This window comes from Micromonospora sp. NPDC048930 (assembly GCF_043197935.1).
Lineage (GTDB): Bacteria > Actinomycetota > Actinomycetes > Mycobacteriales > Micromonosporaceae > Micromonospora.
Map to the genome: position 1 here is coordinate 172,314 of NZ_JBICUB010000004.1, position 12,851 is coordinate 185,164.

Annotated in this window: 10 protein-coding genes; 7 read left to right on the top strand and 3 right to left on the bottom strand. The window is 73.3% G+C overall.

Annotated features, from left to right (window positions below):
* Window positions 1–67 precede the first annotated feature (67 nt).
* The 3 genes from ACGFI9_RS12950 to ACGFI9_RS12960 form a co-directional block, all read right to left on the bottom strand.
* Window positions 68–1,135 (bottom strand): NADH:flavin oxidoreductase/NADH oxidase, encoded by a 1,068-nt coding sequence (locus ACGFI9_RS12950; protein ID WP_393178139.1) that lies wholly within the window; start codon window positions 1,133–1,135, stop codon window positions 68–70.
* 170 nt (window positions 1,136–1,305) lie between these two features.
* On the bottom strand, window positions 1,306–2,601 hold the full coding sequence (locus tag ACGFI9_RS12955) for a dicarboxylate/amino acid:cation symporter (protein ID WP_393178465.1): 1,296 nt from the start codon (window positions 2,599–2,601) through the stop codon (window positions 1,306–1,308).
* A 580-nt stretch (window positions 2,602–3,181) separates the two neighbouring features.
* Complete coding sequence (locus ACGFI9_RS12960) at window positions 3,182–4,147, bottom strand: glutathione S-transferase family protein (RefSeq protein ID WP_393178140.1); 966 nt, start codon at window positions 4,145–4,147, stop codon at window positions 3,182–3,184.
* A gap of 107 nt (window positions 4,148–4,254) precedes the next feature.
* Here ACGFI9_RS12960 and pcaF point away from each other — a divergent pair, with 107 nt between their 5' ends.
* The 7 genes from pcaF (at window position 4,255) to ACGFI9_RS12995 (ending at window position 12,792) form a co-directional block, all read left to right on the top strand.
* Window positions 4,255–5,460 (top strand): 3-oxoadipyl-CoA thiolase, encoded by a 1,206-nt coding sequence (gene pcaF / locus ACGFI9_RS12965; protein ID WP_393178141.1) that lies wholly within the window; start codon window positions 4,255–4,257, stop codon window positions 5,458–5,460.
* A gap of 162 nt (window positions 5,461–5,622) precedes the next feature.
* Window positions 5,623–6,441, top strand: coding sequence for an SAM-dependent methyltransferase (locus ACGFI9_RS12970; RefSeq protein ID WP_393178466.1), 819 nt, complete (start codon window positions 5,623–5,625; stop codon window positions 6,439–6,441).
* Between the two features lie 6 nt (window positions 6,442–6,447).
* Entirely contained in the window at window positions 6,448–8,613 is a 2,166-nt protein-coding gene (locus tag ACGFI9_RS12975) for a putative bifunctional diguanylate cyclase/phosphodiesterase (RefSeq protein WP_393178142.1), read from the top strand.
* Between the two features lie 20 nt (window positions 8,614–8,633).
* On the top strand, window positions 8,634–9,110 hold the full coding sequence (locus ACGFI9_RS12980) for a DUF456 domain-containing protein (RefSeq protein WP_393178143.1): 477 nt from the start codon (window positions 8,634–8,636) through the stop codon (window positions 9,108–9,110).
* Between the two features lie 34 nt (window positions 9,111–9,144).
* Window positions 9,145–9,933: an MBL fold metallo-hydrolase gene (locus tag ACGFI9_RS12985; RefSeq protein WP_393178144.1), complete on the top strand. Its 789-nt coding sequence runs from the start codon at window positions 9,145–9,147 to the stop codon at window positions 9,931–9,933.
* Between the two features lie 35 nt (window positions 9,934–9,968).
* Complete coding sequence (locus ACGFI9_RS12990) at window positions 9,969–10,883, top strand: UbiA family prenyltransferase (protein ID WP_393178145.1); 915 nt, start codon at window positions 9,969–9,971, stop codon at window positions 10,881–10,883.
* 343 nt (window positions 10,884–11,226) lie between these two features.
* Window positions 11,227–12,792, top strand: a complete 1,566-nt coding sequence (locus tag ACGFI9_RS12995; protein ID WP_393178146.1) for an amino acid permease — start codon at window positions 11,227–11,229, stop codon at window positions 12,790–12,792.
* Window positions 12,793–12,851 lie beyond the last annotated feature (59 nt).

Sequence of the window (12,851 nt, forward strand, 5' to 3'; positions counted from 1 at the left end):
ACTCCGGATGCGCGATGTGGCGGTATCCCCGTTCCGGGATACCGCCACATCGCCGCAGTGGTGTGGGTCAGAAGGCGCGGGTGTACTGGTCGGGCCAGGCAGGGGTGGCGCCGAGCTTGGCGGCGGCGCGGCGCGGCCAGTACGGGTCGCGGAGCAGTTCCCGGCCCAGCAGCACCAGGTCGGCCTCGCCGCCGGCGACGATCTGCTCGGCCTGCTCGGGCTCGACGATCAGGCCGACCGCGCCGGTGGGCACGCCCGCGTCGCGGCGGATCCGGGCGGCCAGGGGCACCTGGTAACCGGGGCCCACCGGGACGCTCGCCGCGGCCGAGGCTCCGCCGGAGGAGGTGTCCACCAGGTCCACCCCGGCGGCGGCCAGCTCGCCGGCGAGCGCCACGCTGTCCTCGACCGTCCAGCCGCCGTCCACCCAGTCGGTGGCGGAGATCCGGGTGAGCACGGGCACCGACTCGCCGACCGCGGCGCGGACCGCCCGGGCCACCTCCAGGGTGAGCCGCATCCGGCCGGCCCGGTCGCCGCCGTAGCCGTCCGTCCGCCGGTTGGTCAGCGGGGACAGGAACTCGTGTAGCAGGTAGCCGTGCGCGGCGTGGATCTCCACCGCGGCGAAACCGGCATCGAGGGCGCGTCCCGCGGCCACGGCGAACGCCTCGACCACCCGGGCGATGCCGGCCTCGTCCAGCGCCGCCGGCCGCCGGTAGTCGGGCAGGAACGGCTCGCTGCCGGGGCCGACCGGGGTCCAGCCGCCCTCGGCGTCCGGCACGCCGCCCCGGTGCCCGGCCCACGGCCGGTACGTCGAGGCCTTGAAGCCGGCGTGCGCGAGCTGCACGGCCGGCACCGCGCCCTGCGCGGCGACGAACGCGGTGATCGGCCGCCACGCGTCGACGTGCGCCCCGGACCAGAGCCCGACGTCCTGCGGGCTGATCCGCCCCTCGGGCACCACGGCGGTGGCCTCGGTGAGGATCAGGCCGGCTCCGCCGACCGCGCGGGAGCCGAGGTGGATCCGGTGCCAGTCGGTGGGCAGGCCGTCCGGGCCGGCGCTGTACTGGCACATCGGGGCGAGCGCCACCCGGTTGGGCAGGGTGACGGCGCGCAGGGCGAGCGGGGTGAACAGGGCATTCATGCGGTGATCCTCCGGGAGAGGTGAGGGGCAGGACCCGTCGGGGAGGGCTCGGCCCGACCGGCGGTGGGCGCGGGACACCCGGGCCCGGGGCCGCCCCGTCCGGCCCCGTTCACGTGCTTCGGGTGCGTTTCTTGTCACCGGAGCGACGAGAAACGCACCCGAAGGAAGGCTCAGGCCGGGACCGGCGCCAGCTCGTCGGAGCGGGCGGGCCGCGGCTCGTCGACGTCGACCAGGCCGCGCTTGCCGGCCGAGTCGTACGCCGTCCGGTCGAGGGTGCCCTCGCGGGCCGCCACGATCGTCGGGACGAGGGCCTGGCCGGCCACGTTGGTGGCGGTCCGGATCATGTCCAGGATCGGGTCGATCGCCAGCAGCAGGCCGGCGCCGGCCAGCGGCAGGCCCAGCGTGCTGAGGGTCAGGGTGAGCATCACGATCGCCCCGGTCAGGCCGGCGGTGGCCGCCGAGCCGACCACCGAGACGAAGGCGATCAGCAGGTAGTCGGTGACGCCCAGGTGCACCCCGAACACCTGCGCGACGAAGATCGCCGCCAGGGCCGGGTAGATGGCCGCGCACCCGTCCATCTTGGTGGTGGCGCCGAACGGCACGGCGAAGGAGGCGTACTCGCGGGGGACGCCGAGCCGCTCGACCGAACGCTGGGTCACCGGCATGGTGCCCACCGAGGAGCGGGACACGAAGGCCAGCTCGATGGCCGGCCAGGCGCCGGCGAAGAAGCGCAGCGGGTTGAGCCGGCCGGCGGCCACCAGCAGCACCGGGTAGACCACGAAGAGCACGATCGCGCAGCCGACGTAGACGGCGGTGGTGAACTTCGCGAGCGGGGCCAGCAGGTCCCAGCCGTACGAGGCGACGGCGTTGCCGATCAGGCCGAGGGTGCCGATCGGGGCGAGCCGGATGACCCACCAGAGCGCCTTCTGCACGATGGCCAGCACCGAGCGGTTGAGCGTCACGAACGGTTCGGCGGCCTCGCCGATCAGCAGCGCGGCGGCGCCGACCACCAGGGCGAGGAAGACGATCTGCAGGACGTTGCCCTCGACGAACGCGCCGAGCGGGTTGGTCGGGACGATGCCGGTGAGGAAGTCGGTCCAGGAGCCGGTCTTCTTCGGCGCGGCGGCGCCGGCCAGGTCGAGCGTGACGCCCTTGCCCGGGTCGGTGAGCAGGCCGAGGCCGATGCCGATGCTCACCGCGATCAGCGCGGTGATGCCGAACCAGAGCAGCGTCTTGAGCGCCAGCCGGGCGGCGTTGGCCACGCCGCGCAGGCTGACCACGCTGACCACGATGGCGGTGAAGACCAGCGGCGGCACGGCCAGCTTGAGCAGCTGGACGAAGAGGTGGCCGACGGTGTCGAGGGTGCTGGTCAGCCAGGCGACGTCGTTGGCGCGGGCGAGGAAGCCGAGCGCCACGCCGAGCACGAGGCCGAGCAGGATCTGTGCGGAAAAGGGGATCTTGCGCAGGGCGGAAGCCATGAGGATGTGTCCAAGGTCTGGTGGAGGTGAACGGGGCAGCGGTCAGGAACGCGGCTGCGCCGGACAGATGCCGCTGGCCTGCCGTCGGAGGTCGACGTACAGGCGCACGGTGAGGTGCCAGACGTTGGTCATCGCCTGGTGACGGTACTCCCAGCCGACTCTCAGGTGGAAGGAGCGATCAGCGTGACGATCCTTACAGGGTCGGTTCACGACCTGCTGATCCGTACGTCACGATCGTCCGGCCCGCGGGGCAGGCGAGTGCCGTCCCGAGACTCACGCTGGGTAACAACCGCCGACCCCTGCCACCCACCCTCCGGCTCCCTTTGCTCTGCAGCCATCGGCGCAGCGGTAACCGTGTGTTGGTGATGCGTCCGTGGCTGCAGAGCAAAGGCGGGAAGGAGGGTGTGGGGGTCGGCTTGCGCGTTGGGCTTTCTGTCCGGTTGAGGGGCTTTCGGCCGCGCGCTCAAACAGGGTTGTCGCGCGATGGGGTGACGTAGCGTGACCATCACCGTCAGTGCTGGCCTCGGCTGTGGGGACCAGGCGGCGGGCGGCCCGGACGGCGCCGAGGTCAACCCCGCCCGTGCGGCGTGGTCCAGCCGTGCAGGTCCGGACCGAGCGGCACGATCCGGGTCGGGTTGATCATCTCGTGGGTGGCGTAGTAGTGCCGCTTGATGTGGTCGAAGTCCACCGTCTCGCCGAAGCCGGGGGTCTGGAACAGGTCCCGGGCGTACGCCCAGAGCACCGGCATCTCGGTCAGCTTCTGCCGGTTGCACTTGAAGTGCCCGTGGTACGCCACGTCGAAGCGGACCAGCGTGGTGAACAGCCGCACGTCCGCCTCGGTGATCTGGTCGCCCATCAGGAAGCGGCGCCCGGCCAGCCGCTCCGACAACGCGTCCAGCCGGGCGAAGAGCGTGCGGTACGCCTCGTCGTACGCCTCCTGCGAGGTGGCGAAGCCGCACCGGTAGACGCCGTTGTTGACGTCCCGGTGGATCTCGGCCATCAGCGCGTCCATCTCCGGGCGTAGCTCGACCGGGTACAGGTCCGGTGCGCCCGGCTTGTGGAACCGCCGCCACTCGGTGGCGAAGTCCAGGGTGAGCTGCGGGTAGTCGTTGGTGACCACCCGGCCGGTGAGCGTGTCGACCAGGGCCGGCACGGTCACCCGGCCGGTGTAGTCCGGGTCGGTGGCCAGGTACGCGTCGGAGAGGAAGCCGATGCCCAGCACCGGGTCGAAGCCGTCCGGGTCGAGGGTGAACCGCCAGCCCCGCTCGTCCCGGATCGGGTCGACCGTGCCGAGCGAGATCACCTCGTCCAGACCCAGCAGGCTCCGGACGATCCGGGCCCGGTGCGCCCACGGGCAGGCCCGGCACCAGATCAGCCGGTACCGGCCGCCCTCCAGCGGCCAGCGGTCCTGGTCGTCGGGGCCGCCGCCCTCCGGCGAGGTGGAGTGCGGGGTGACCCGACCGGTGAACCGGTTGGGCTGGCGGACGAACTCACCGCTGCGGGTGCTCTCTGCGCTGAACTGGGCGCGGGCCATGCCGCCAACCTAACCGTTCCGGGCGCGGATATCCTGGCGCCGGGCGTCCCCGTGACCCGGCGGGCGACCCGCCGCCAGCCCCTTCCACCCCCGAAGGACGCAGCACCATGACCGTGGCATACCTCGTGGCCGGAGTCCGTACCCCGATCGGCCGGTACGCCGGCGCCCTCGCCGGGGTACGCCCCGACGATCTGGCCGCCCACGTGATCCGCGAACTGGTCGCCCGCCACCCCGGCGTGGACTGGGCCCGCACCGACGACGTGATCCTGGGCTGCGCCAACCAGGCCGGCGAGGACAACCGCAACGTCGCGCGGATGGCCGCGCTGCTCGGCGGGCTGCCCGAGGAAGTCCCCGGCAGCACGGTCAACCGGCTCTGCGGCTCCGGCCTGGACGCCCTGGCCACGGCCGCCCGGTCGATCGTCGCCGGCGAGGCCGACCTGGTGGTCGCCGGCGGCGTGGAGAGCATGAGCCGGGCACCCTTCGTCATGCCGAAGGCGACCACCGCGTTCGCCCGCACCGCCGAGGTCTACGACACCACCATCGGCTGGCGGCTGGTCAACCCGCTGATGAAGAAGGGCTGGGGCATCGACTCCATGCCCGAGACGGCGGAGAACGTGGCCGCCGACTACGGCGTGGACCGCGTGGCGCAGGACGAGTTCGCCCTCCGCTCCCAGCAGCGGGCCGCCAAGGCCCAGGCGGACGGCCGGCTGGCCGAGGAGATCGTGCCGGTCACCGTGCCGGCCGGCAGACGCGAGACGAAGCTGGTCGAGACCGACGAGCACCCCCGGGAGACCTCGCTGGAGAAGCTCGCCGCGCTGCCCACCCCGTTCCGCGAGGGCGGCACGGTGACCGCGGGCAACTCCTCCGGCGTCAACGACGGCGCGGTGGCCCTGCTGGTCGCCTCCGAGGCGGCCGTCGCCCGGTACGGCCTCACCCCCCTCGCCCGGGTGACCGGCGCGGCGGCGGCCGGCGTACCGCCCCGGATCATGGGGATCGGCCCGGTCCCGGCCACCCGCAAGCTGCTCGACCGGCACGGCCTGGGCCTGGCCGACGTCGACGTGATCGAGCTGAACGAGGCGTTCGCGGCCCAGTCGGTGGCGGTGCTGCGCGAACTGGGACTGCCCGAGGACGCCGAGCACGTCAACCCGAACGGCGGCGCGATCGCCCTCGGCCACCCGCTCGGCGCCAGCGGCGCCCGGCTGGCGCTGACCGCCGCGCTGGAGCTGCGCCGCCGAGGCGGCCGGCGGGCCCTGGCCACCATGTGCATCGGCGTCGGGCAGGGCATCTCGCTGCTGCTCGAGTCGGCCGCCTGACCGTCGGCGGCCGGGGCGTCGACCCCCGGCCGCCGGTCACCGTCGAGAGTGGATGTCCCGGATCTGGGAGCGCGCGCATAGAGTGGTGTGGACCACACGATCGCGCGGGCGGCCGTACCGGGGCTGTCCGCCGCACGCGGCGACGACCTGGGGGACCGAGCGATGCACACGCCGGAAGGACTTCCCGCCGAGATCGACCTGACCCGGCCCAGCGCGGCCCGGGTCTACGACTACTTCCTCGGTGGTGCGCACAACTTCGAGATCGACCGCCAGTTGGCCGAGCAGATCGCGGCCATGACCCCGAACCTGGCCGCCACCATGCGCTCCGGCCGGGAGTTCCTGCGCCGGGCGGTACGGGTGCTGCTCGACGCGGGGATCGACCAGTTCCTCGACATCGGCTCCGGGATTCCCACCGTCGGCAACGTGCATGAGGTGGCCCAGGCGGCCAACCCGGACGCGCGGATCGTCTACGTGGACATCGACCCGGTCGCGGTGGCGCACAGCCGCGAGCTGCTCGCCGGCAACGACCGGGCCACCGCCATCCACGGCGACCTGCGCGAGCCGAAGCTGATCCTGGACCAGGCCCGGGCCGGCGGCCTGCTCGACTTCGACCGGCCCCTGGGCATCCTGCTCGCCGGGGTGGTGCACTTCATCCCCGACGCCGACCGGCCCGGCGACATCCTGGCCACCCTGCGGGCCGCCGCCGCGCCCGGCAGCTACCTGGTCATCTCACACTCGACGTTCGAGGATCAGCCACAGGAGATGCTGGACGCGCAGCGGCTCTCCGCGCGTACCGCCACCGAGATCACCCTCCGCTCCCGCGCCGAGATCACCGGCTACTTCGGGGACTGGACCATCCTCGAACCGGGCGTGGTGCACATGCCGCTGTGGCGGCCCGACTCGCCGTCCGACGTCGACGAACATCCCGAACGGTTCGGGGCGTTCGGCGGCGTCGCCCGGTACGACCGGCCCGCCGGCTGAGCCGACATGTACGCCCCGGACCCCGACGGGGGCGGGCTCAGCCGGCCGGGTGCCCAGGCGTACGCCGCCGAGTGGGCCCGGGCGGTACGACGCATCGGGTTCGTGCCGCTCAGCGCGGCCGAGACCGAGCGGCTGCTGCTGGTGCACACGGTACGGCTCGGGCAGGCCCTGCTCGCCCCGGCGTTCTCCGCCCAGGCGGCGGAGGACGTCGGGCGCGCCCTGGTGGAGGCGCACCTCACCGATCCGGGCGTGCTGGACTGGTCCGTCCAGGCGCTCGGCGACCGGTACCTGTCCTGGGTGCTGGCGCCCCTGGCCGAGCGGCCCGAGGCGCGGGAGCGGATCGCCGCACTGCAGGGCGCCCTCGCCGCCGGTTTCGCCCGGGCGCTGCGCGACCGTACCTTCAGCCAGCAGGAGCGGATCGCCCGCTCGGCCTGGCAGGCCCGCGACGCGGTGGAGCAGGCCCTGCGGGACAGCGAGGCCCGGTTCCGCGCGGTCTTCACCGGCGCGGCGATCGGGATCGGCGTCGCCGCCGTCGACGGCACCATCCTCGAGGTCAACCAGTCCTTCGCCGACATGCTGGGCTACTCCGCGGAGGAGCTGCGCGAGATCAACGTCGCCGCGCTGTTCCACGCCGACGACGCGGCCGGCATGTGGGAGCTCTACCAGGAGCTGACCGAGGGCAAGCACGACAGCGTACGGGTGGAGAAGCGCTACCACCGCAAGGACGGCAGCCTGGTCTGGACCGACCTCGCCGTCTCGCTGATCCGGTACGCCGACGGCCGGCCCCGGTTCACCGTCGCGATGATCGAGGACATCACCCAGCGGTACGAGCTCCAGCAGCGGCTGCGCTTCCAGGCGCTGCACGACCCGCTCACCGGCCTGCCCAACCGGACGCTCTTCTTCGAGACGCTGGGCGAGGTCTTCGACACCGCCGGACCGGAGCAGCGGGTCGGTATCTGCTTCCTCGACCTGGACGGCTTCAAGGCGATCAACGACAGCCTCGGCCACGACGTCGGGGACCGCCTGCTCAAGGTGATCGGCCGGCGGCTGGCCGATTGCGTGGCCGGCCAGGGTCATCTGGTGGCCCGGATGGGCGGCGACGAGTTCGTCATCCTGGTCGACTCCGACGGCGGCCTCGACGACGCGGTGGAGGTGGCCGAGTTGGCCCTCGCCGCGGTCTCCGCCCCGGTCCACGTCGGAGACCAGCAGCTCGCCGTCTCGGCCAGCATCGGCATCGTGGAGTGCCCGGTGGGGGAGACCAGCGTCTCGGAGCTGATGAAGGCCGCCGACACGACCCTCTACTGGGCGAAGGCCGAGGGGCGGGGCCGCTGGGCGATCCACGACCCGGAACGCAGCGCCGCGGACATCGCCCGCGCGGCCCTGGCCGCGGGGCTGCCGGCCGCGCTGGACCGGGGTGAGTTCGTGGTGCACTACCAGCCCATCGTGTCCCTGCTCGACGGGTCGATGGTCGCGGTGGAGGCGCTGGTCCGCTGGCAGCACCCGCAGCTGGGATTGATCGGCCCGGACCGGTTCATCGGGCTGGCCGAGGAGACCGGCCTGATCGTCCGGCTCGGCGCCTGGGTGCTGAAGCAGTCCTGCCGGGACGCCGAGGGCTGGCGGCGGGCGTACCCGGGGACGCGGCTGGTGGTCAGCGTCAACCTCGCCGCCCGGCAGGCCGACGACCCGGCGATCGTGGAGACCGTGGCGGAGGCGTTGCAGCACACCGGGCTTCCCGCCGAACTGCTGCAACTGGAGCTGACCGAGAGCGCCGTGATGGGCACCGCCGGGGAGCCGCTGCGCTCCCTGCACCGCCTCGCCGACCTCGGCGTACGGCTGGCCGTCGACGACTTCGGCACCGGGTACTCGAACCTCGCGTACCTGCGGCGGTTGCCGATCCACTGCCTGAAGCTGGCCGGCCCGTTCGTCGAGGGGATCCTGGCCGACGGGGCGGACGCCGCCGCCGACCACCGGGACGAGCGGATCGTCGACGCGCTGGTCCGGCTGGCGCACGCGTTGGAGCTCTGGGTGACCGCCGAGGCGGTGGAGACCGAGGTGCAGGCCGAGCGGCTGCGGGCGCTGCGCTGCGACACCGGGCAGGGCCGCTGGTTCGGCGGTCCCGTCCCGGCCGACGGGATCCGCGCCCGCCTGGCCGCCACCGAGGAGGCCGCATGAGTCTGACCGACACGTAGGCGGTGGTCTCGCTGGTGGCCGGGCTGGCGATCCTGGCCGGGCTGGCCGGGGTGGTGGTGCCGGGACTGCCGGCGCTGCCGTTGTGCTGGGGCGGGGTGCTGGTGTGGGCGCTGTTCGGCGAGGCCGGCCCGGGGCGCTGGGCGGTGCTGGCCGCCGCCACCGTGGTCGCGGCCGGTGGGGCGGTGGTCAAGTACGCCTGGCCCGGGCGGAACCTGAAGCGGACCGGCGTGCCCACCTCGTCCCTGCTGGCCGGGGGCCTGCTCGGACTGGTCGGGTTCTTCGTCATCCCGGTCGTCGGCCTGCCGATCGGCTTCGTCGGCGGGATCTGGGGCGCCGAGCGGTTGCGGCTCGGGGACAACCGCCTCGCCTGGCCGGCCACCGTGCAGGCGCTCAAGGCGGCCGGGCTGTCCATGCTGGTGGAGTTCCTGGCCGGCCTGGTCATCGCCGCCCTCTGGGTCGCCGGGCTGCTGTTCGCCTGAGGGCTCGGCTGCGGGACGACGCTAGGGTTGCCCCATGCGGATCACCGTCCTCGGTGGCCTCGGCGCGTGGCCCACCGCCGACCAGGCATGCTCCGGCTTCCTGGTCGAACACGAGGGCTTCCGGCTGCTGATCGACCCCGGCTACGCCACCCTGCAACCGCTGCTGGCCCGTGTCCCGGCGGCCCGGGTGGACGCCGTGTACGTCAGCCACGGCCACCCGGACCACTGCGCCGACCTGCAACCGCTGCTGCGGGCCCGGGTGCTCGCCGACCGGTCCGGCCCGCCGCTGCCCGTCCACGCGCCCGCCGGCAGCCTGGACCGGCTGCTCGCCATCGACGAGCCGGGCCTGGTGGAGTCGGCGTACCAGGTCCGGGCCTTCGCCCCGGGAGACGCGTTCGAGCTCGGGCCGTACCGGGTGGACACATGGTCCTTGCCGCACTGGGTGCCCAACGCCGGCGCCCGGTTCGCCGGCCGGGACGCGGTGCTGGCCTACACCGGGGACACCGGAACCAGCCCGGACCTCGTCGAGCTGGCCCGGGACGCCGACCTGCTGATCGCCGACGCGACGTACCCCGAGGAGATCCCCGACCGGCACGCCGGCAATCTCTCCAGCGCCGCCGAGGTCGGCCGGTACGCGGCGGAGGCCAGCACTCGGCGGGTGCTGCTCACCCACCTCTGGCCGGGCACACCGCCCGACCGGGCGGTAGCGGCGGCCCGCCGGGCGTACCGTGGGCCGGTCCAGGTCGCCGCGCCGGGTCTGGTCCTGCGTGTCCCGGAGCCGGAACTCCCTCCGGCGGGGGAGGCGACCGACCCGGGAGCGTGAGGCCGGCCGCCCGGCCGGTTCCTAGCGTCGGGTTCATGGTCCTCCTGCGCCCCGCCGCCGTCCGGCGAGCGGACCGGGCCTGGGCGGTGCTCCGCATGACCCGCCCGTGGTTCTGGCCGCTCGGCTGGGCGGCCGCCTACGCCGGATCCGTGCTCGCCACCCGCCGCTGGCTGCCACCCGGCGACGCGGTGCCGCGGTCGCTGGCCGCGCTGGTCGTGCTCGGGCCGCTGGTGTGGGGCGCCGTACTCGCGGTCAACGATCTGCACGACCTGCCGAGCGACCGGCGGAACCCCCGCAAGGCGACGGCGCCGCTGGTCACCGGCCTGCTCACCGAGGCCGACCTGGTCCGCTGGCACACCGGCGCCTCCGTCGCCGCGCTCGCCGTGGCGGCCGTCGTCGGGCCCGGCTTCGCCGCCGGTACGGCCGCCGTGCTGCTGCTCGGCTGGCTCTACAGTGTCCCGCCGGTCCGCCTCAAGGCCCGGCCCGGCCTCGACGTGGCCGTCAACGCCCTCGTCGTCGGCGTGCTCGCGCCGCTGGCGGGCTGGTCGCTGCACCGGCCCGTCACCGGATACCCGACGCTGCTGGCGCTGCTGGGACTGCTCCTGGTGGCCGCGCTCTACCTGCCGACGACCGTGCTGGACGTCGACGCCGACCTGGCGGCCGGTGACACCACCGCGGCGGTCCGCTGGACGCCCCGGGTGTGCCGGCGGGCCGGCCTCGTTCTCTGGGTGGCGGCGACGGCGGTGTGGCTGGCGGGTTGCCACCTGGACCTGCTGGTCCGCCGGGAGTCGTGCACCCTGCAGACCGGCTGGGCACCGGTCCTGGTGGCCGGGTACGCCGTCGCCGTCCGGCGGCCGTCGATCCCGCGGATGGCCGTGGTCTGCCTGCTCTTCGCCGTGCCGGCCGGGGACTTCCTGCTGGCCTGGGTCGCCGCCGGCCCGCCGTCCTGACGGCCGGCGGGAGCGGCGACGCGGGGCGTCCGGAGGGTACGGCGCATCGCCGTACGTCAGTGAGAGAGAGGTGGACGCCCCGCGCCGTCGCGGACCGGGCGTTGCCGAGCGCCCGGTGGCGGCCCGTCGCGATCGGGCCTGGTCACGGGCTCCAGGATGCCGCCGCCGGAGCCGGTGGGGCAAGGCAATTAGGACTGCGGCGGGACGCCGGCATCGGTTAATGGTCTGATCCTGGCCACATTTTCGGTCGATCTCCATTGACCTGGTTGAGCGCGGGGGCGATTATCCCGTCAGACAGTGGCCCAGGTCACAGTCTCCACCCCTGCGGTCCAAGGGAGACACGATGAGCTCATCGATCCAGGACGGCGTACCCCCGGCTTCCCCCGTCAGCGACGAGGAACGGCTCGCGCAGCTGGGATACAAGCAGGAGCTGCGTCGGAAGTTGTCCGGCTTCTCCAATTTCGCCGTCTCGTTCTCCATCATCTCCATCCTCGCCGGCGCCATCACGTCGTACGGCATCGCCATGACGGCCGGCGGCCCGCTGGCCATCACCCTGGGCTGGCTCTTCGTCGGCGTCATGGTCGTCTTCGTCGCGCTGGCCATGGCCGAGATCTGCTCGGTCTATCCCACCGCCGGCGCCCTCTACTGGTGGGCCGCCGCGCTCGCCAAGCGGAACAAGGCCGCCTGGGCCTGGTTCGTCGGTTGGTTCAACTTCCTCGGTGAGGTGGCGGTGACCGCCGCGATCGACTTCGGCGCGGCGATCACCACGGCGGCCTTCCTGAGCCTCACCTTCGACATGGAGGTGACCGCCGGGCGCACCTTCCTGATCTTCCTGCTGATCATCGTCGCCCACGGCCTGCTCAACACCTTCGGGGTCAACCTCGTCCGGGTCCTGTCGGACGTCAGCGCCTGGTGGCATCTCGTCGGCGTGGCGGTCATCGTCGCCGTGCTCGCCGTCGTGCCGGACCAGCACAAGCCCATCTCCGAGGTCTTCTTCGAGGTACGCAACGAGACCGGCTTCACCTTCGCCGGCGCCGCCGGCTACGCCGTCCTCATCGGTCTGCTGATGGCCCAGTACACCTACACCGGCTACGACGCGAGCGCCCACGTCGCGGAGGAGACGCACGACGCCGCCCGCTCCGCGCCACGGGGCATCGTGATGTCGGTGGTGGTTTCGGTCATCGCGGGCTTCGTACTGCTGTTTGCCATCACCTGGTCCATCCAGGACTACGCGGCGGAGCGGACCACCGCGCTGGGGCTGCCCCCGGCGCAGATCTTCATCGACGCCGCGGGGCACGACGTCGGCACGTTCCTGCTGTTCATCTGCGTGGTCGCCCAGTTCTTCTGCGGCATGGCGTCGGTCACGGCGAACTCCCGGATGGCGTACGCGTTCAGCCGGGACGGCGCGCTCCCCGGATCCCGGATCTGGAAGCGCGTGAACCCGCGCACCGGCACGCCGACCAACTCCATCTGGCTCTGCGTGGCGTGCTCCTCGCTGCTGGTCCTGCCGTCGCTGTGGAACACCACCGCCTACCTGGCGGCCACCTCCATCGCGGTGATCGGCCTCTACATCGCGTACGTGGCGCCGGTCTTCCTGCGCCGGCGCACGGCGGACTTCGCGGTCGGGCCGTGGAACCTGGGCCGGTGGAGCGCGCCGGTCGGCTGGACGGCCATCGTCTGGGTGGTGATCATCTGCGTCCTGTTCGTGCTCCCCACCGCCAGCCCCATCACGGCCAGCACCTTCAACTACACGATCGTCGCGGTCGGCATCGTGCTCGGCGGCGCCTGGCTCTGGTGGCTGCTCAGTGCCCGGCACTGGTTCACCGGCCCCCGGCACAACGTGCCGGATCCGGTGATCCCCCGGCCGGCGGCGGGCGCCGAGCCCGTCACCGAGCCGACCGCGGAGTAGGTTGCCGGGGCGTGGCGGGTGCGCTCCGGCGCACCCGCCCACACCGACCGGACGCTGGG

Excerpts from the sequence above, each read along its gene's own strand:
- ACGFI9_RS12950 (WP_393178139.1), bottom strand. The coding sequence starts at position 1,135 with ATGAATGCCCTGTTCACCCCGCTCGCCCTGCGCGCCGTCACCCTGCCC.
- ACGFI9_RS12960 (WP_393178140.1), bottom strand. The coding sequence starts at position 4,147 with ATGGCCCGCGCCCAGTTCAGCGCAGAGAGCACCCGCAGCGGTGAGTTC.
- pcaF (WP_393178141.1), top strand. The coding sequence starts at position 4,255 with ATGACCGTGGCATACCTCGTGGCCGGAGTCCGTACCCCGATCGGCCGG.
- ACGFI9_RS12970 (WP_393178466.1), top strand. The coding sequence starts at position 5,623 with ATGCACACGCCGGAAGGACTTCCCGCCGAGATCGACCTGACCCGGCCC.
- ACGFI9_RS12975 (WP_393178142.1), top strand. The coding sequence starts at position 6,448 with ATGTACGCCCCGGACCCCGACGGGGGCGGGCTCAGCCGGCCGGGTGCC.
- ACGFI9_RS12985 (WP_393178144.1), top strand. The coding sequence starts at position 9,145 with ATGCGGATCACCGTCCTCGGTGGCCTCGGCGCGTGGCCCACCGCCGAC.
- ACGFI9_RS12990 (WP_393178145.1), top strand. The coding sequence starts at position 9,969 with ATGGTCCTCCTGCGCCCCGCCGCCGTCCGGCGAGCGGACCGGGCCTGG.
- ACGFI9_RS12995 (WP_393178146.1), top strand. The coding sequence starts at position 11,227 with ATGAGCTCATCGATCCAGGACGGCGTACCCCCGGCTTCCCCCGTCAGC.